This window comes from Microbacterium meiriae (genome assembly GCF_040686935.1).
Classification (GTDB): Bacteria; Actinomycetota; Actinomycetes; order Actinomycetales; family Microbacteriaceae; genus Microbacterium; species Microbacterium meiriae.
In genome coordinates, this window is record NZ_JBFBMF010000001.1 from 969,320 (window position 1) to 986,844 (window position 17,525).

Below are 17,525 nucleotides of genomic sequence, written 5' to 3' on the forward strand. Positions count from 1 at the left end.
CACTCCCGCGGCAGACGGTCCCCACAGCGTAGCCAGGCGGCCGAGCATTTCCATTCACATGAATCCACCCCGGTATTCCGGGCGTAGGCTGGAGGGAAGGACGGACCGTCCGAGAAGATCTCCCGGCACCGCGCCCGCCCGGGAAGGAGCCCGAAAGTGGCTCAGTACGACGTCTCGAACCGCTCGGCGATCGTGACAGGAGCGGGCAGCGGCATCGGCCGCTCGGTCGCCCTGCTGCTGGCGCAGAACGGCGCGGCGGTGGTCGTGAACGATCTGAACGCGGAGAACGCGAACGCGGTCGTCGAGGAGATCCGCGCCGCCGGAGGCACCGCGGAGGCGTCGGTCGGCGACGCGACGGACCCGGCCTGGATCGCCTCGTCGGTCGAGCTCGCCAACTCGCTCGCCCCGCTCCGCATCGGCGTCAACAACGCCGGCATCGGCGGCGCCACCGCGCCCACCGCGGACTATGAGGAGGACGCGTGGGACAAGGTGATCGCCATCAACCTCAACGCGGTGTTCCGCAACATGAAGGCGCAGATCCCGTCGATCCTCGCCAACGGCGGCGGCTCGGTCGTGAACATCGCCTCGATCCTCGGCAGCGTCGGCTTCGCAGGCTCCCCCGCCTACGTCACCGCCAAGCACGGCGTCGTCGGCATGACGAAGACCGCCGCTCTGGAGTACTCGGCGCAGGGCGTCCGCGTGAACTCGGTCGGCCCCGGCTTCATCGACACCCCGCTCCTGGCGAACATGGGCGACGAGGCGAAGGACTTCCTCGTGTCGAAGCACCCGATCGGTCGCCTCGGCCAGGCGGACGAGGTGGCGAACCTCGTGGTGTTCCTCGCGAGCGACGCGGCCAGCTTCATCACCGGCAGCTACCACCTGGTCGACGGCGGCTACACCGCCCTCTGACGAAGAAACGGCATCCGGCTGCCGGGAACCCGAATCCCGGCGGCCGGATGCCGCGGTCGGCGATCCAGAGCCCCCGCTCCGTTCTCGCCGTAGCCGTCACCGTCCGGGAATCCGAGAGCCCTTGAAGAGGATCCCGAGGCGATGAGGCAGGTTGTGCACCCCTCCGTTATCAGGCGGACATCGCGTGCAGTTCGCGCGACATCGCATCGAGCGAGAGCTCGGGGTCGGTGAGGTCGAGTCCGCCGGTCGAGCCCGCGGCCTGCATGAGGCGGGCCAACAGCGGCCGCTGGAGCGTGACCGACGTCTCGACGACGAAGCGGATCGGAATGGACGCGTGGATCCACAGCGTCTCGGTGCGGTCGGCGCCGGTCTGCACCGTGAGCGCGAACGGCTCGTTGCGCCGCAGCTTGGTCACGGTGGCGGCGCGAAGGTGGGCGAGCAGCTCGTCGTCGATCTCGATCGGGTCGGCGAGGTTCGCGTAGGTGAGGGTTCCCATGTTCTTCTCCTCGTGGCAGAAAACCTGGACGAGGATAGTTTACTAGTTTAACTAGTTAAATCAAATCCATCAGGGAAGGTCGCCGAGCTCGTCGGTGAGTCGGCGCAGGAAGCGGGAGATCACCGCGGCCTCCTCCGGGGAGAACTCCTCCTCCAGGGCGGCGACCCGCTGGGTGAGCTCATCCCCGTGACCGTGCAGATCACGGAGCGAAGGACGGAGAACTTTGGACCGGGCATCCAGGGGGTGCGGGGCGACGACGATCTGCCCCCGCTCGGACATCCGTCGCACGACACTCGTGACGGCGGCCGTGCTGATGCCGAGGTACGTGGCGAGATCGCGGGGAGTGACCGGCTTCTCGACCGGCGCCGTGCTGATGAAGTGCATCGCCGCGCGGTCGGTATCGTTGGGCTCGCGGCGGGCGGCGAGACGGCGGTTCAGCTGCGCGTCGGCGCGACGGAAATCGTCGACATCGCGCGCGAGCGCCGAGGTCGTGACGTCGGTACTGATGTTCCCCATGCAGAGATCCTCCTTCCCCGCTTCCCATGGTACCTCGACTGCCTGACAGTAAGGCTGACTAGCGATATTCGGGGGCGATCAGGACTTCCGGAGATGCGAAGATGGAAGCCTGCCCCCGAAAGGATGCCATGCCGGAGCGACTGAGTCTCGAGGAGGCGTCGTACATCCGCTACGCCGATCTGCTCGCCCGTCTGGAGGAACTCTTCCCCTCCGTCTCGCGACGCCGGATCGAGCAGATCATCAGCGCCGAGACCGACGCGATCACGGGTGGGCTCCTGCGCATCGTCCCCGCAGAGGTCGAGACCGGCGCGATGGAGATGCTCGAGCGGGAGGCCGGTTCCAGCGACGAAGGAGAGGTCGCGTGACCGACAGCACCGGCGAGTTCCACGCCTCCGGGTACTGGTACCCCGACAGCGAGCGCGCCACCACGGTCGACGTGCTCAACATGCTGCGGCGCTACCGCAGCGCCGAGACGGCGATGCGCGCCCGCACGCGCGCGTCCATGGGGATGAACGAGACCGACCTCGTCGCCCTCCGGTTCCTGCTGCGCGAGCAGAAGGCGGGACGCATCGTGCGCCCGATCGACCTGGCCCGCACGCTGGACATCTCCACGGCGTCGACGACCACACTCATCGACCGGCTGGAGAAGGGCGGGCACGCGCGCCGCGAACCCCACCCCACCGACCGTCGCGCCGGCATCGTCGTGCCGACCGTGAGCAGCGACGACGAGGTGCGGGCGACGCTCGGGGCGATGCACCGCCGGATGCTCTCCCTCGTGGACGACCTCTCCGACGACGAGCGCGTGGTCGTGATGCGGTTCCTCGTCGGGATGACCGCCGCGATCCAGGAGGCCGCCGAGGCGGACGCCGTGCACAGCGGCGCCGACCTCGTGGACGAGCCGGCCTAGTCCAACGCGTTCCGCGGGCGCCGCTTGTCCAGGAAGCCGGCGAGCAGCACCGCCACGAGCGCCGCGACCGGCGCCACCACGAGCCCTGCGCGAAGGCTCTGCGTCTCCGCCAGCCATCCGACGAACGGCGGCGACAGCAGGAAGCCGAGCCGGAGCAGCCAGGACACCACGGTGAGCCCGACACCGGGCCGCAGCCCCGGGAGCTCATCGGCGGCATGCATCGCGGCGGGGATGAGGGTGGCGATGCCGAAGCCGACAGCCGCGAACCCGAGGATCGTGCCGGGCACGCTCGGGAACAGCAGAGCGAGGGTCATCCCGAGGGCGGCGATGAGGCCGCCGACCCGCGCCACCCAGCGCTGTCCGAAGCGGTCGGTCATCGGATCGCCGAGCAGACGCCCGACGAACTGCGCGCCGACGAGGGCGATGAACCCGAGCGGCGCGACCGCGGCTGCCGCCCCCAGGGAGTCGCCGAGGTAGAGCGTGGCCCACGAGTTGCCGGCGTCTTCGGCGATGGCGCCGGCCATCGCGATGAGGGTCAGGGCGATCACGGCCACGACCGTCCGCGCCGGGATGCCGCGACGGACGGCTTCGGAGATCTCCTCCGGTTCCGCCGCGGCGTCCTCCTCCGTCTCGTCGTCACGGCCGGGCAGGCAGAAGCGGAGGGCGACGAGGGCGACTGTGGCGAACACCGCGGTCGAGATCCCCAGGTGGACGGCGAGCGGGAGCTGCAGCGCGATCGCGCCCGCCGCCATCCCTCCGCCGAGCACCGCGCCGATGGACCAGATGGCGTGGAAGGAGTTGATGATGGAGCGTCCGTACCGCCGTTGCACGCGCAGGCCGTGGGCGTTCTGCGCGACATCGGTGATGGCGTCGGAGGCACCGCCGACGAAGAGCGCGATCGCGAAGAGGACGCCGGTAGGGGACAGCGCCGCCGACAGCAGACCGAGGCTCGTGAGGACGGTGCCGATGACCGCGATGCGCGCCGACCCGAAGCGACGGATCAGCGTGGCCGCCAGGAGTCCGGCCGCGATCGCGCCGGCGGGGAAGGCGGCGAGCGCGAGACCGTAGCCGAGGTTGTCGAGGCCGAGGGCGGCCTTGATCTCGGGGTACCGCGGCAGAATGTTCGCGAACAGGGCGCCGTTCGTGAGGAACAGCGCCGAGACGGCGATGCGCGCCCGACGGGTGGCACGGTCCGCGGGTGCTCGTCGAATCGATTCGATTGAAGTCACGGATACGACCGTACCGTGTCTCCGGGGTGCTCGCGAGCGTGTCGTCACGGCGCGATGCTGGGGGCGCAAGCCCGTTCCGCGTGTCGGCCCCGGGATCTACGCTCGGAGCATGAGCGAGCTCACCCAGCCCACCGGTCGCGAGGACGCCCTGCGGCCGATCCCGCGCGGCGACGGCTCCGCGCCGCGCGCGCTCGTGCTCGGCGCCACCGGCTACATCGGCGGCCGCCTGACACCGCGCCTGCTGAACGCCGGCTACCGGATCCGGGTCCTCGCGCGCGATGCCGCTCGTGCCGCCTCCTTCGGCTGGGGCGAGGAGTGCGAGATCTTCGAGGGGTCCGCCGACGACGAGCACGCCGTGGCCTCCGCGATGGACGACGTCGACGTCGTGTACTACCTCATCCACTCCATGTCGGCCGGCAAGGGCTTCGAGGAGAGCGACGAGCGCGCGGCGACCACCGTCGCCACGGCGGCTGCCCGAGCCGGGGTCCGGCGGATCGTCTACCTCGGCGGCCTGCACCCGGACGACGTGAAGCTCTCCCCGCACCTGCGCTCCCGGGTCCACGTCGGCGAGATCTTCCTGGAGTCCGGGGTGCCCACCCTCGTCCTGCAGGCGGGCGTGGTGATCGGCTCCGGCTCGGCGTCCTTCGAGATGATCCGGCACCTCACCGACGTGCTGCCGTACATGCCGGCGCCGAAGTGGGTGCGCAACCGGATCCAGCCCATCGCCGTCCGCGACGTACTGCACTATCTGCTCGGCGCGGCGCGGGTCGACGCGGATGTCAATCGCGCCGTCGACATCGGCGGACCGGATGTGCTGCGCTACGGCCAGATGATGAACGGGTACGCGGTGGAGGTCGGTCTGCGGCAGCGCGCCATCGCGGCCCTTCCGGTGCTGACGCCGGAGCTCGCGTCGCACTGGGTGAACCTCGTCACGCCGGTGCCGCGCTCCATCGCCCGGCCCCTGGTGGCCTCGCTGCAGAACGAGTGCATCATGAAGGATCATGCCGTCGACGCACTCATCCCGCGGCCCGAGGGCGGCCTCACGCCGTATCGCCGGTCTGTGGCGCTGGCCCTCGGCCGGGTGGACGCGGACGCCGTGGAGACGAGCTGGCAGGATGCCGAGGTCACCGGAGCGCCGAGCGACCCGCTGCCGAGCGACCCCGACTGGGCGGGACGGACCGTCTTCACGGATAAGCGGTCGGTCGCGACGCGCGCATCCGTCGCGGAGCTGTGGCGCGTCATCCTCGGGATCGGCGGGGAGAACGGGTGGTACTCGTCGCCACTGCTCTGGGCGGTGCGGGGGCTCATGGACCGCGTGGTCGGCGGCGTGGGCCTCAGCCGGGGACGCCGCAGCCGCACCGCCGCCCGGGTGGGCGATGCGATCGACTTCTGGCGCGTGGAGGCGGTGGAGCAGACCGAGGAAGGGCATCTGCTGCGGCTCCGCGCGGAGATGAAGGTGCCGGGCGAGGCCTGGCTCGAACTGCGCGCGGTGCCCGACGGCGAGGGCGCCCGCTACGAGCAGCGTGCCGTGTTCTTCCCCCGCGGGCTCCTCGGCCGGCTGTACTGGCTCGCCGTGCTGCCCTTCCACGGACTCATCTTCTCCGGCATGGCCGCACGGATCACCGCGGCCGCCGAGTCAGGCGATCACGCCGGTTCAGGCGCCTTCCATGCGGAAGTGCCTGACCCGGCGTGAGCGCCTGAGCTCTGGCGCTCAGTCCTTGTCGGCGGGGGCGTCCATCGCGGCCTCGACGGCGGCGTCCACCTCGGCCGGCGGGATGATGTCGATCGCCTCGGTCGCCGCCTCATACACCTCGGCGAGCGTGTCGTCGACGGTGTCCTCGTCGATCCAGGCGAGGTCGTCCTCCGAGTGGTCGTACTCGACGGGCACGAGGGCGAAGTCGTCGCCGTACTCCTCGAGCCCGGCCATGACGCTGTGCCGGACGGCGGCGCGAGCATACCGGTCGCGCAGGATCAGCGGATCGCGCCGCAGATCCTTCATGAACGCGATCATCATGAAGGCCATGATGATCGCGAACGGCAGAGCCGCGATGATCGTCGCGTTCTGCAGCGACTGCAGTCCGCTGCCCTCGGCCCCGCTGACCAGCAGCACGGCGGCGATCACGCCCACGAGCACACCCCAGACGACGGCGACCCAGCGCGACGGCTCCGGGCGGCCCTGCTGCGACAGCGTGCCCATGACGAGCGAGGCGGAGTCGGCGCCGGTGATGAAGAAGATCGCGATGAGGATGATCAGGACGATGCTGGTCACGAGCGGGAACGGGAGGTTCTCCAGTACCCCGAACAGCACTTCCTCCGGCGGGTCGACCACGAGGCCCGCGCCGTCCATCTGCTGCTGGATGGCCGTGGTGCCGAAGATCGCGAACCACACGAGCGAGATCGCGGAGGGCACCACGATGACGACCGACACGAACTGACGGAGCGTGCGGCCGCGCGAGATCTTCGCGATGAACATCCCGACGAAGGGCGACCACGAGATCCACCACGCCCAGTAGAAGATCGTCCAGCTCGACAGGAAGGCCTGCGCGGCCTCACCCTGCGAGGCGGAGCGGCCGATCATGGTCGGCAGGTCACCGAGGAACTGGACCGCGACCGACGGGATGACATTGAGGATCAGCAGCGTCGGACCGACGAAGAAGACGAAGAACGCCAGCAGGATGGCGACGACGGCGTTGATGTTCGACAGCGCGCGGATGCCCTTGGAGACGCCCGACACGGCGGAGGCGATGAAGCACGCCGTGAGCACGGCGATGACCGCGATGAGGATGCCGTTGCCGAGGGGTCCGGCTCCGCTGATGATCTCGACGCCGTGGCCGATCTGCAGCGCCCCGAGGCCGAGCGAGGCGGCCGTGCCGAACAGCGTCACGATGATGGAGAAGATGTCGATCGTGCGGCCGACCGGACCCGTCGTGCGGTTCTCGCCCAGCAGCGGGGCGAAGATCGACGAGATCAGCGGCGTACGACCGCGGCGGTAGGCGCCGTAGGCGATGGCTCCACCGACGAGCGCGTAGAACGCCCAGGCCTGCGGGCCCCAGTGGTACAGCACCTGGGTCTGCGCGGTGTGCATGGCCTCGAGGGTGTTCGCCTCGACGGTGCCGGGCGGCGGGTTCTCGAAGAACGTCAGCGGCTCGGCGGCGCCCCAGAACACCAGGCCGATGCCCATGCCCGCCGCGAAGAGCATCGAGATCCACGAGAACATCGAGAACTCGGGCTCCTCGTCGTCGCGGCCGAGGGGGATGCGCCCGTACTTGCTGAACCCGACGAACAGCATGAAGACGAGGATGATCGTGGCGATGGTCGTGAAGAAGAAGCCGAAGTACTCGACCACCCAGGCCAGCACCGTGCTGGTCGTGCCGGCGAGGTTGTCCCCCGCGAACACGCCCCAGGCGATGAAGGCGAGGGCGAACGCGGCGGCGACGCCGAAGACCAGCGGGTCCGTGCGGTAGGTGCGCCCCGTCTCCTCGACCGAGACACCGGGCACGAGCGCCGGGTGCACGCTGCGCGGCGGGACCGTCGTGATGTCGCGGACGATCTTGCGCGCGGTCTCGGAGGCCTTCGCGGCCTGGCGGTGCGTCCCGGTCACGACGGCGTCGGTGCGCGGACGGGTCGATCCTGCGGAGCGTTCGGCGGGCTTCTCGTCAGGCGTGTCCATGAGAGACCATCTTTCCACCTGCGCGGGCTCAGGCGAACGCGGGGGGATCAGGCGTCTCCCGCGGGAGTGCCTGATCCCGCGCGTTCGCCTGTTCTGGCGGGGCTGTCGAGTGGGGTCAGCGGGGGCGGCGACCCAGGAAGAGGGCGCCCAGCAGCGGCAGCACCGACACCCACAGCAGGGTGATGCCCAGCGGGGGCAGCGGACCGACGAGCAGCGCCCCGCCCACGAGCATCGCCGCGAACAGGACCCCGGAGGCGATCCGTCGCGCGATGCCCTCCAGCCGGTCGAGCCGCCGCTCCAGTCGGGAGGTGTCGAAGGACACATTGCCGTCGTCGACGCGGGTGATGATGTCGTCGATGCGCTTCGGGAGCCGCCAGGTCGTGGCCGCGTTCGCCATCGCCTGTTCCGCCATGTCCTGCATGAGGGTGCCGGACTCGTCCCGGAGCAGCCGCGCGGCATACGGCTCGGCTGCGTCCCACACGTTGAACGCCGGGTTCAGGGCGCTGCACATGCCGGAGGTGAGGGACACGGCCCGGATGAGGAGCAGCATGTCCTCGGGGAGCTGCAGCGGGAGCCGGCGCACCATGTCACCGAACTCCTCGGCGAAGTCGGTGAACTCCCGCGGGTCCACGCGGCTCAGCTCCGCGAAGCCCATCCCCCCGAAGCGCGCGAAGAGGGCGGTCAGCGCCCGTTCCAGCTCGCCGGTATCGGCGGTCGGCAGGAGTACGCCGATCTCCTTCGCGGCGCGGACCAGGCCCCGGCTGTCCCGCGCGGTCACCGCGATGAGCAGCGTCCGCAGTCCCTGCCGGAGGTTGTCGGAGACCTCGGCCATCATGCCGAAGTCGATGAACGTGAGCCGGAAGCCCCCCTGAGCCCCTGAGCCGCCCTGGGTCCCTGAGCCGCCCTGGGTCCCTGAGCCCGTCGAAGGGACCGGCGTGACGAAGATGTTGCCGGGGTGCGGGTCGGCGTGCACGAACCGGTGCGTGAAGACCTGGTCGAACATGACCTCGGCGAAAGCGTCGGCGACCGCGGAGGGGTCGATGCCGGCCGCCCGGAGAGCCGCGGTGTCGTTGATCTTGATCGCGGTCACGTCGGACAGCGTGAGCACCCGTCGGGTCGTACGCTCCCAGACGATCTCGGGGGCGGCCACGCGCGGGTCGTCGGCGAAGTTCTCGCGGAACCGCTCGGCGCTGCGGGCCTCGTGGAGGTAGTCGATCTCCTCGAGGCTCGTCACGGCGAACTCCTCGACGAGGGCGGGGGCGTCGACCCGGTCGGCGACGATCCGGACCCGGGTCAACCACCGCGCGACCCGGCGGAGGGCGGCGAGGTCGACGGCGACGATCTCGTCGATGCCAGGGCGCTGCACCTTGACCACGACCTCGTCGAGCCCGGTGTCCTCGGCATCGAGCGACGAGAGGCGGGCGCGGTGCACCTGGCCGAGGGATGCGGCCGCGACCGGGGTGTCGTCGAACCAGGTGTACACACGCTCGAGCGGCATGCCCAGCTCGGCCTCCGCGAGCGCCCGGATCTGCGGCGTGGGCACGGCCGGGACCTCGTCCTGCAGCCCCTCCAGCTCCGCCGTGATCTCGGGCGGCAGCACGTCGAGGCGCGAGGACATGAACTGCCCGACCTTGATCATGAGGCCGCCGAGCTCGACGGCGAGCGCATGGAACCGCCGCGCGAACCGCTGCATGCGGCGGGCGCGGGTACGCTCGGCGACACCGCGCAGCCCGAACCGCGGAAGGACGAGCTCGAACCACCAGATCGCCACGAACTCGCGGCTCGCGAAGGACAGGATGCGGCGGTACCGGGCGCGATGAGGGCCCTGCGCCGCCGCTGCCGTCATCGCGTCATCCTTCCGCCGTTCCGCGCCGGACGCCGCACGACGCGGTCAGTCCTGGGCGAGGATCGTGTACAGCCTACGGCGGGCCTCGTCGAGCACCTCGATGGCCTGCTGCACCTGCTCCGGCGAGCCGCTGCGCCCGACCTGTGCGGCCGCGGCGGCGAGGTCGACCCCGGCCTTGGGCAGGGCGCTGTACCGGGCGTCGCGGCTGCGGTCCTTGTCGGAGGACGGCACCCACGGCGGGGTCTCGGTGCTCTCCGCGGCGACGGCACGGCCGGCCTCGGTGAGAGCGTAGGTCTTGCGGCCGTTCTGCTCCTCGGCCTCGATCAGGCCCTCGTCGGCGAGGAGCTGGAGGGTGGGGTAGACGGAGCCTGCGCTCGGCTTCCAGGTGCCGCCGCTGCGCTCGGCGATCTCGTTGATGATCTGGTAGCCGTGCATCGGTCGCTCGGTGAGGAGCGAGAGGACGGCGGCGCGCACGTCGCCGCGGGCCATGCGGGATCCGCCGGAGGGGCGCGACTCGAAAGACTTGCGCAGCTGGTCCATCGCCTCGAACAGCGCTCCGGCCGGACCCTGCGAGCCGCCGAAGAGATTGCCGAGGCCGCCGACGAAATCGCCGCCGTTGCTGCCGTTGCCGTTCCCGCCGAACGGGGTGGAGGGGAATGCGTTGTTCATGATGACCTCCCAGTCGTGAACGATACTCAACGATATATCGTTAACGTTGAACGCGGGGTGGGAATCCGGACTCAGACCGGCGCGAGCACCGCAGCCCCGGTGACGGTCGCATCGATCCCGAGCTCCGCGGGTCGCACGCGGGCTGCCGTCGGGCCCGGCATCGCCGCCGCCCGGTACGCGCGGGCGACCTCGGCGAGATAGCGCTCCCCGATGGCCGCCACGCCGCCGCCGACCGCGATGACCTCGACGTCGAGAAGCGCCTGCGCCCCGGCCAGCGCGCGACCGAGGAACCGCGCCCCCTCCGCGATCACCTCCTCGGCGATCGCGTCACCGGCGCGAGCGGCCGCGTCCACCTCCCGCAGCGTGAGCGCCGTGCCCGTGCGCTCCCGGTACGTCTGCTCCAGCCCGGGGCCGGAGGCGACGGCTTCGACGTGTCCGACTCCTCCGCAGCCGCAGCGACGCCCGGCCAGCTCCGGAGGGAGGGCCAGTTCGGTGTGCCCGACCGACCCCGCCGTGCCGGTCACGCCCGCGCGGAGACCGTCCGGGAGCACGACGGCTCCGCCGATGCCGGTGCCGACGGCGACCATCAACAGCCCGCACGCTCCCCGACCCGCCCCTGCCGCGGCCTCCGCGACCGCCGCCGCGTGCACGTCGTTCACGACCGCCACCGGCACATCGAGGGCGGGGATGAGCGCCGCGCGCAGCGGGAAGCCCGCCCAGCCGCTGATCGCATCGGTCGCCGAGGTGATGCCGCCGTCCTGATCGACGACCCCGGCGGTGCCCACACCGACCGCCGCGACCCGCTCCGCACCGCGGACCATGTCGATCGCATCGACGACCGCCCGCACGATGGCCTCGCCGCCCTCCCTGGCCGGAGTGGACAGGGTGCGCACGGCGGTGACGCGACGGCGTCCGCCGTCCGGCTCCTGCCGGAACCCGGCGACGGCGATCTTCGTGCCGCCGATGTCGACCCCGACGATCACGCTCGCTCCGTGGCAGCCGGCGTCGCGGCGACGAAGCGGCGGGTGAGGGCGATGGGATCGGTGATCGCTCCGCCCACGACGACGGCGAAGGCCCCGGCGTCGAACGCCGACCGCACCTGTGCGGGCGACTGGTAGCGACCTTCGGCGATGGTCGGGATCCCGGCGGCGGCGAGGGCGGCCACGAGGTCGAGGTCCGGTTCGTCCTGGGGCGGCGAGTGCGGGGTGTAGCCGGACAGGGTCGTGCCGACGACCGCCGCCCCCGCCGCCCATGCGCGCTCGCCCTCCGCGACCGTCGACACGTCGGCCATCACCGGTCGCCCCGTCGCCGCGGCGATCTCCCCGATGAGCCGGAAGTCCGTGCCGAGCTGCTCCGTCGTGGCGTCCACCGCGATGATGTCGGCCCCGGCCTCCGCCAGCCCCGCGGCGAGCGCGAGCTCCGGGGTGATGACGTTGCGGACGCCGTTCCAGATCTTGTGGAGTCCGATGATCGGCACGTCGGTGACCGGACGCACCCGGCGGATGTCGTCCGGCCCGTTGAGCCGCAGACCGCTCGCGCCGCCGAGGAGCGCAGACTCGGCGAGCGCACCGATGACGTGGGTGTCCCTGGCGGGGGCGCCCGTGGACGCCTGGACCGAGGCGACGAGCCGGCCGCGGAGGAGATCGAGGGAATCGTGGGTCACTTGAGGGCTCCTGCACTGGCGCCGCCGATGAAGAACTTCTGACCGAGGAGGAAGATCGCCACGGCCGGGAGCGTGAACATCACGCACGCGGCCATGAGCGGCCCCCAGGCCACGTCGTTCTCCCCGAAGAAGGCGTACAGACCGATCGACAGCGTGTACGTCGACTGGTCGTTGAGGTAGATGAGGGGATTGAGGAAGTCGGTCCACGCCCAGACGAACTGGAAGATCGCGGCGGTCACGATGGCCGGACGCGCCAGGGGAAGGACGATCGTCGCGTAGGTGCGGAACTCCGAGGCGCCGTCGAGACGGGCGGCCTCGATGAGCTCGTCCGGTACCGCGAGGAGGAACTGCCGGATCATGAAGATGAAGAACGGCGTGCCCAGGAACGCGGGGACGATGAGCGGGAGGTAGGTGTTCGTCGCCTCCAGCCCGTTCCACACGAGGAACAGCGGGATCAGCGTGACCTGCGGCGGCAGCATCATCGTGGCGAGCACGAGGATCAGGAGCGGCCGGGCACCGCGCCACTTCACCTTCGCGAGGGCGTAAGCGACGAGCGGACACGAGATGACCGTGCCGAGGATGCTCATGCCCGAGACGAAGAGCGTGTTGGCGAGGTAGCGCCACACCGGGATCTGCGCGAACGCCTCGGCGAAGTTGGCCGTGGTCCACTCGGCGGGCAGCAGGGTGGGCGGCGAGGAGAACACGTCGCCTGGCGTCTTGAACGCCGTCGACAGCATCACCAGCAACGGGAACAGGAACAGCAGCGCGAGCAGCGTCACCGCGATCTGCTGCCGGACGCGGCGGAGCGTGCGGCGGGTGCGACGGGGGCGGCGCACCGGAGCGGAGATGTCAGCGTGCGCCATCGTGGACCCACTTCCTCGAGGTCGCGAGCACGATGAGGCTCACGACGAGCGTGACGATGAACAGTGTCCACGCCATGGCGGAGGCGTAGCCCATCTTCAGGAACACGAAGGCGTTCTGGTACAGGTACATCGCATACGAGAGCATCGACTGCCCCGGGCCCGACCCCGCCTGGTTGAGGCGCTCCTGCGACAGGATGTACGGCTGCGTGAAGATCTGCAGGAATCCGATGATGCTCACGATCACCTGGAACAGGGTGACCGGGGAGACCGTGGGCCAGGTGACGTTGGTGAATCGGCGCCAGGCGCCTGCGCCGTCGAGCTCGGCCGCCTCGTACAGCTCCTTCGGCACCTCCTGCAGGGAGGCGAGGTAGATGATCATCGTGCCGCCGACGGTCCACAACGACATGAGGATGATGGCGGGCTTCGTCCACTCCGGCTGCTGCAGCCAGGCCGGTCCCTCGATGCCGAACCACGACAGGAAGTGGTTGATGAAGCCGTACTGGGCGTTCAGGAGCCAGCGCCACAGGTAGCCGCCGACGACGACCGGCACGATCGACGGGAGATACACGAGCGCGCGATACAGCGGCTGGCCCCGCACCGGGGTGTTCAGCAGGTGCGCACCGGCCAGGGCGATGCCGATCGCGAGCGGTACGCCGAACACTGTGAGCACGGCCGTGTTGGCGAGGGACTTCCAGAACACCCCGTCGGCGAACATCTGGGTGTAGTTGTCCAGCCCCACCCACTCGGGCGCCTGGAACAGGTTGAAGTCGGTGAAGCTGTAGTACGCCGACGCCGCGATCGGATAGGCGAACAGGAACAGGAAGCCGACGATGAACGGCGACGCGAAAGCCAGGCCGATCAGCGTGGTCCGGCGGCTGCGGCGCCGCCGGACGGGAGCGCCGGGTCCGGCAGGAGCGTTCTCCTGCCGGACCCGGGGTGCTGTTGCCGTGGTCACGAGGACCGGCTCACTTCGAGGTGTAGGAGGCCATGCGCTCCTCGACGGTCGCGATCGCCTCCTCCGGGGTGGCGGTCAGCCGCACGACCTCGTCGAACGCGGTCGCGAGGTCGGTCGCGTACTCGGCGCTGTACGGACGGCTCGCCAGGGACTTCGCGTTCGGGGAGGACGCGGCCTCCGCCCAGACGCCGAAGTCCTGCAGCTCGTCGAACGCGGCGCTGCCGGCGAGGGAGGAGCGGCCCGGGAGGTTGCCGAGGGCGACGGCGAACTTCTCCATGGGCTCGTCGCTGACGAGGTAGGCGAGGAAGGTGGCCGCCTCCTCCTTGTGCTTCGAGTTCGCGGGGATGAACAGGGTGCTCGCGGTGACCTGCGTGCTGTTCTCCAGGTCCGGCGAGGCGGCGGGGATCGCGGTCACGCCCCACTCGAAGTCGGGGGCGATCTTGGCGGCGCTGGCCGACCGCCACTCGCCGTCGATGATCATGGCGACCTGGCCGCTGAAGAACGGGTCCTGTGCAGAGAGGTACTCGCCCTGTCCGGACACGAACGTGGCCATGGCATCGGCGCCGACCGGCTCGATCACGTTGTCCTGATACCACTGCAGGGCCTCGAGGTTGCCGTCTTCCGCGGGGGTCGGGCCGTCCTCGCCGTCCCAGCTGCCGCCGAACGCGTAGCCGAGGGTCGTGAGGGTGGTGCTGTCGTTCGCCGAGCCGAGACCGAGCTGCGTGATCTTGCCCGAGGCGTCCTTCTTGGTGAGCTTCGGGATGGCGGCGGCGAGCTCGTCCATCGTCGTCGGCGGGGTGACCCCGGCCTCCTCCAGCAGCTGCGGGTTGTAGAGGAGCTGGAAGCTGTGGATCGCGATCGGCAGCGAGTAGATCTTGTCGTCGTACGTCATCTGCTCCATGGCGCTCGGGACGAAGTCGTCGACGTCGATGTCCTCGGCGGCGATCGCGTCGTCGAGCGGCGCGAGGATGCCCTTCGAGGCCCAGGCCCCGACGGTGTTGCCGAAGTTGTCGGAGATGTCGAAGGAGCCGTTCGACGACGACATCGACGTGAGCTGCTTCTGGGTGTCGGGGCTGGAGACGCCCTTGACGACGATGTCATCCTGGCTGGCGTTGAAGTCGGCGATGATCGCCTCCAGCGCCTTCGCCTCCTCCCCTCCCCACAGGTACGAGAACGTGATCTCGGTGGGGCCGTCCGCGTCACCGCCGCCGCCGGCGCAGCCGCTCAGGGCGACGATCGTCGCCGTGCCCACCGCCCCGGCGACCAGGACGCGTCGGCGCATGTTGTGCTTCACGTGCATGGGGATTCTCCGCTCATCGTTGACCGTGCAAAGGATTGGAATAGACCAATTAAGAACCGCTGAGAGGAGACATTGACACAAACCGGGGTGATCGTCAAGATTGGGTTAGTCCAAACGAGGGGGAATCATGTCGGCGATCGAGGGCGTCACGAAGCACGAACGCGTGCGGCGGCATCTGGAGAAGGTCATCGACGAGGGGCTCGCACCCCACGAGAAGCTGCCCACGGAGCGCGAGCTCGCGGAGTCGCTCGAGGTGAACCGGCAGACCGTGCGTCGCGCCCTCGACGAGCTCGAACGGGACGGACTGGTGTATCGACTGCAGGGGGCGGGCACGTTCGTGAGCGCCTCGCGGATCAGCAAGGCCTTCGAGCTGACCTCGTTCTCGGAGGACATGCTCGCCCGGAACATGCGACCGGGCTCCCTCTCCGTCGACGTCGGCACCGCGGCAGCCGGGCAGACCGCAGGGTACGCCCTGAACCTCAGCCCGCAGTCCCCCGTCGTGCGGATCCGCCGCGTCCGGACCGCCGACGACATCCCGATCTGCCTGGAGGTGTGCTCGATCGCGGCCGACGCCGTGCCGGGCCTGGAGGACGGCATCGTGGGCGACTCGCTCTACGACGACCTGCGCACCCGGTTCGGCATCACCGCCGTGCGCGCCGACCAGGAGATCCACGCGGTCGTGCTCGACGAGGAGCAGGCCGCCGCGCTGCAGACGCCGCCGTTCTCCCCCGCCTTCCTCGTGAAGCGCACGACCTATGACGCCCGCAGCCGCCCGATCGAGTACGCCGAGTCGGTGTACCGCGGTGACCGCTACTCGTACCTCGTCTCCATCGCCCGCCCCTGATCCCCGACGACTCCCGACCTGCGATCCCCTTCACCGACGAAAGGCTCCCCGTGTCCGACCCGACCCTCCGCCCGCGCATCGCGCTGCTCCCCCTCGACGATCGGCCGGTGAACGTCAAGCTCCCGGGTGACGTCGCGGCCGTCGCCGGAGTGACCCTCGACGTCCCGCCCGCCGAGATCCTCCCCTCGTACCGGACCGCGGGCGACGCCGACGCGTTGGGCGGGTGGCTGCGGGAGCGGGCGGCCGACCCCGCGACGGTGCACCTGGTCGTCTCGGTGGACATGCTCCTCTACGGCGGGCTGATCGCGAGCCGCACGAGCGACGACACCACCCGCGACGTGCTGGCGCGCCTCGACGTGCTGCGCGAGGTGCGGCGGCTGCGGCCCGATCTGCCCATCTCGGCGGTGTCGCTGGTGACCCGCGCGAGCAACTCCTACTCCGCCGCCGAGGAGCCGACCTACTGGACGGAGCACGGCAAGGAGATCCACGCACTCGGCGGCGACGCGCACCGACTGCTCGGCGAGACCGAGGTGCTGCCGCTGGACGACCTGACTCCGGTGCCCGCCGAGGTCGTCTCCGACTACTCGTCTCGACGGCTGCGCAACCACATCGTGAACCTCTCCACGCTGGGACTCATGGAGGACGAGACCCTCGACTTCCTGGCGATCACCGCCGACGACACCGCCCCCTTCGCGGCGGGCAGCGCAGAGCAGGTGTGGCTCCGGCACTGGATGCGGATGCTGCCGTCGGGCCGTCGCGTGCTGATGTACCCCGGCGCCGACGAGGTGGGCGCGGCGCTCGTCGCCCGGGCCCTGGCGGCGAACGCCGGGGTGACCGCCTCGTTCTCGGTGGCGTGCGCGGACGCCGACGGCATGGAGCGCGTCCCGCCGTACGAGAACATGTCGCTCGCAGCGTCGGCGAGCCGGCAGATCCGCGCGGCCGGCGCCGAGGAGGTCGCCACCGGAGGCGACGTCACCCTCGTGCTGCACGCCCCCGACCCCGACCGGCACGACATGTTCCGCGGGCGGCCCGAGGTCGTCGATGCGGACGCCGTCGCGGGGACGGTCGCTCTCGTGCGGGAGCGTCTGGACGCCGGTGAGCACGTGGCCCTGGCCGACGTGCGCTACCCGAACGGCGCGGACGAGGCGCTCGTGCGCGCGCTCGCCGAGGCCGGACTGCTCGGCCGCCTGGAGGCTTTCGGCGGGTGGAACACCGCCGGGAACACGCTCGGCAGCGTCGTCGCGGTGGCCGCCGCCGGCGTCGTCGGTCGGGCCTCGGGCTCCTTCGACGACCGCGCCGCGCGGATCGCCCTGCTGACCCGGCTGCTCGACGATTTCGCCTACCAGGCCGTGGTGCGCACGGATGCGGGGCCGTCCCTCTTCCCTGACATCTATCCGATGGCCGACGACGCGCAGGTCGCGACGGCGGAGCGCGTCATCCGCACCGAGCTGACGGGCTTGCTGGAGTCGATGCTGCCCGCCGACGACGTGCGGATCGAGGAGCTGACCCTCCCCTGGCGGCGCTCCTTCGAGATCGGTCTCACCCTGCGCTGACTCCTCCGCGGCGCCGGCATACACCCGCGACCGCCGCGAGCCTGGCGCGCTCCACAGGAAGGGATGGTTGGCTGGAACCTCCGGCGGGGGAGATTCGAGCCGGGT

General features: G+C 70.5%; 17 protein-coding genes. 6 read left to right on the forward strand and 11 right to left on the reverse strand.

Annotation, left to right across the window (positions count from 1 at the left end; translation table 11 throughout):
- The first annotated feature begins 156 nt into the window (after positions 1-156).
- Positions 157-909: an SDR family NAD(P)-dependent oxidoreductase gene (locus AB0P08_RS04655; RefSeq protein ID WP_187663008.1), complete on the forward strand. Its 753-nt coding sequence runs from the start codon at positions 157-159 to the stop codon at positions 907-909.
- Between the two features lie 169 nt (positions 910-1,078).
- Here the strand turns inward: AB0P08_RS04655 and AB0P08_RS04660 are convergent, their stop codons facing one another.
- Together AB0P08_RS04660 and AB0P08_RS04665 are read right to left on the reverse strand one after the other, a co-directional pair.
- A complete protein-coding gene (locus tag AB0P08_RS04660; RefSeq protein WP_187663007.1) occupies positions 1,079-1,405 on the reverse strand; it encodes a DUF7882 family protein in 327 nt (108 codons plus the stop codon).
- Between the two features lie 69 nt (positions 1,406-1,474).
- Complete coding sequence (locus tag AB0P08_RS04665; protein ID WP_187663006.1) at positions 1,475-1,921, reverse strand: MarR family winged helix-turn-helix transcriptional regulator; 447 nt, start codon at positions 1,919-1,921, stop codon at positions 1,475-1,477.
- A 128-nt stretch (positions 1,922-2,049) separates the two neighbouring features.
- Here AB0P08_RS04665 and AB0P08_RS04670 point away from each other — a divergent pair, with 128 nt between their 5' ends.
- The gene (locus AB0P08_RS04670) at positions 2,050-2,286 is read left to right on the forward strand and encodes a hypothetical protein (RefSeq protein ID WP_187663005.1); all 237 of its coding nucleotides are present in this window, start codon (positions 2,050-2,052) and stop codon (positions 2,284-2,286) included.
- On the forward strand, positions 2,283-2,828 hold the full coding sequence (locus AB0P08_RS04675) for a MarR family winged helix-turn-helix transcriptional regulator (protein ID WP_232089158.1): 546 nt from the start codon (positions 2,283-2,285) through the stop codon (positions 2,826-2,828). The genes AB0P08_RS04670 and AB0P08_RS04675 overlap by 4 nt, the downstream gene beginning before the upstream one ends.
- Here AB0P08_RS04675 and AB0P08_RS04680 read toward each other — a convergent pair.
- Positions 2,825-4,048: an MFS transporter gene (locus AB0P08_RS04680; protein WP_363588616.1), complete on the reverse strand. Its 1,224-nt coding sequence runs from the start codon at positions 4,046-4,048 to the stop codon at positions 2,825-2,827. The two genes, AB0P08_RS04675 and AB0P08_RS04680, sit on opposite strands and share 4 nt — an antisense overlap.
- A 118-nt stretch (positions 4,049-4,166) precedes the next feature.
- On the opposite strand from AB0P08_RS04680, the gene AB0P08_RS04685 reads away from it, so the two are divergent.
- A complete protein-coding gene (locus AB0P08_RS04685; RefSeq protein ID WP_363588384.1) occupies positions 4,167-5,750 on the forward strand; it encodes an SDR family oxidoreductase in 1,584 nt (527 codons plus the stop codon).
- An 18-nt stretch (positions 5,751-5,768) separates the two neighbouring features.
- On the opposite strand, the gene AB0P08_RS04690 is transcribed toward AB0P08_RS04685, so the two are convergent.
- The 8 genes from AB0P08_RS04690 to AB0P08_RS04725 form a co-directional block, all read right to left on the reverse strand.
- Positions 5,769-7,727 carry a BCCT family transporter gene (locus tag AB0P08_RS04690; protein ID WP_363588386.1) on the reverse strand — a complete coding sequence of 653 codons (1,959 nt, stop codon included), beginning with the start codon at positions 7,725-7,727 and terminating at the stop codon, positions 5,769-5,771.
- A 115-nt stretch (positions 7,728-7,842) separates the two neighbouring features.
- On the reverse strand, positions 7,843-9,573 hold the full coding sequence (locus AB0P08_RS04695) for an ABC1 kinase family protein (RefSeq protein WP_363588388.1): 1,731 nt from the start codon (positions 9,571-9,573) through the stop codon (positions 7,843-7,845).
- Positions 9,574-9,618: 45 nt separating this feature from the next.
- Entirely contained in the window at positions 9,619-10,242 is a 624-nt protein-coding gene (locus AB0P08_RS04700; RefSeq protein WP_363588390.1) for a PadR family transcriptional regulator, read from the reverse strand.
- Between the two features lie 71 nt (positions 10,243-10,313).
- On the reverse strand, positions 10,314-11,225 hold the full coding sequence (locus AB0P08_RS04705; RefSeq protein WP_363588392.1) for an ROK family protein: 912 nt from the start codon (positions 11,223-11,225) through the stop codon (positions 10,314-10,316).
- Entirely contained in the window at positions 11,222-11,905 is a 684-nt protein-coding gene (locus AB0P08_RS04710) for an N-acetylmannosamine-6-phosphate 2-epimerase (RefSeq protein WP_363588393.1), read from the reverse strand. The genes AB0P08_RS04705 and AB0P08_RS04710 overlap by 4 nt, the downstream gene beginning before the upstream one ends.
- Positions 11,902-12,768 carry a carbohydrate ABC transporter permease gene (locus tag AB0P08_RS04715; protein WP_085604539.1) on the reverse strand — a complete coding sequence of 289 codons (867 nt, stop codon included), beginning with the start codon at positions 12,766-12,768 and terminating at the stop codon, positions 11,902-11,904. The genes AB0P08_RS04710 and AB0P08_RS04715 overlap by 4 nt, the downstream gene beginning before the upstream one ends.
- A complete protein-coding gene (locus tag AB0P08_RS04720) occupies positions 12,755-13,723 on the reverse strand; it encodes a carbohydrate ABC transporter permease (protein WP_363588395.1) in 969 nt (322 codons plus the stop codon). The genes AB0P08_RS04715 and AB0P08_RS04720 overlap by 14 nt, the downstream gene beginning before the upstream one ends.
- A gap of 10 nt (positions 13,724-13,733) precedes the next feature.
- Positions 13,734-15,023, reverse strand: a complete 1,290-nt coding sequence (locus tag AB0P08_RS04725) for an ABC transporter substrate-binding protein (protein ID WP_363588397.1) — start codon at positions 15,021-15,023, stop codon at positions 13,734-13,736.
- Positions 15,024-15,150: 127 nt separating this feature from the next.
- Between AB0P08_RS04725 and AB0P08_RS04730 the strand changes: the two genes are divergently transcribed.
- Both AB0P08_RS04730 and AB0P08_RS04735 read left to right on the forward strand, forming a co-directional pair.
- Positions 15,151-15,867, forward strand: a complete 717-nt coding sequence (locus tag AB0P08_RS04730) for a GntR family transcriptional regulator (protein ID WP_363588399.1) — start codon at positions 15,151-15,153, stop codon at positions 15,865-15,867.
- A gap of 50 nt (positions 15,868-15,917) precedes the next feature.
- On the forward strand, positions 15,918-17,420 hold the full coding sequence (locus AB0P08_RS04735) for a DUF4127 family protein (protein ID WP_363588401.1): 1,503 nt from the start codon (positions 15,918-15,920) through the stop codon (positions 17,418-17,420).
- The last annotated feature ends 105 nt before the right edge of the window (positions 17,421-17,525 follow it).

What these genes read in the sequence shown, in the direction of transcription:
- AB0P08_RS04725 (WP_363588397.1), bottom strand. Translation starts at nt 15,023, where the DNA reads ATGCACGTGAAGCACAACATGCGCCGACGCGTCCTGGTCGCCGGGGCG.
- AB0P08_RS04690 (WP_363588386.1), bottom strand. Translation starts at nt 7,727, where the DNA reads ATGGACACGCCTGACGAGAAGCCCGCCGAACGCTCCGCAGGATCGACC.
- AB0P08_RS04730 (WP_363588399.1), top strand. Translation starts at nt 15,151, where the DNA reads ATGTCGGCGATCGAGGGCGTCACGAAGCACGAACGCGTGCGGCGGCAT.
- AB0P08_RS04695 (WP_363588388.1), bottom strand. Translation starts at nt 9,573, where the DNA reads ATGACGGCAGCGGCGGCGCAGGGCCCTCATCGCGCCCGGTACCGCCGC.
- AB0P08_RS04685 (WP_363588384.1), top strand. Translation starts at nt 4,167, where the DNA reads ATGAGCGAGCTCACCCAGCCCACCGGTCGCGAGGACGCCCTGCGGCCG.
- AB0P08_RS04670 (WP_187663005.1), top strand. Translation starts at nt 2,050, where the DNA reads ATGCCGGAGCGACTGAGTCTCGAGGAGGCGTCGTACATCCGCTACGCC.
- AB0P08_RS04715 (WP_085604539.1), bottom strand. Translation starts at nt 12,768, where the DNA reads ATGGCGCACGCTGACATCTCCGCTCCGGTGCGCCGCCCCCGTCGCACC.
- AB0P08_RS04665 (WP_187663006.1), bottom strand. Translation starts at nt 1,921, where the DNA reads ATGGGGAACATCAGTACCGACGTCACGACCTCGGCGCTCGCGCGCGAT.
- AB0P08_RS04700 (WP_363588390.1), bottom strand. Translation starts at nt 10,242, where the DNA reads ATGAACAACGCATTCCCCTCCACCCCGTTCGGCGGGAACGGCAACGGC.
- AB0P08_RS04660 (WP_187663007.1), bottom strand. Translation starts at nt 1,405, where the DNA reads ATGGGAACCCTCACCTACGCGAACCTCGCCGACCCGATCGAGATCGAC.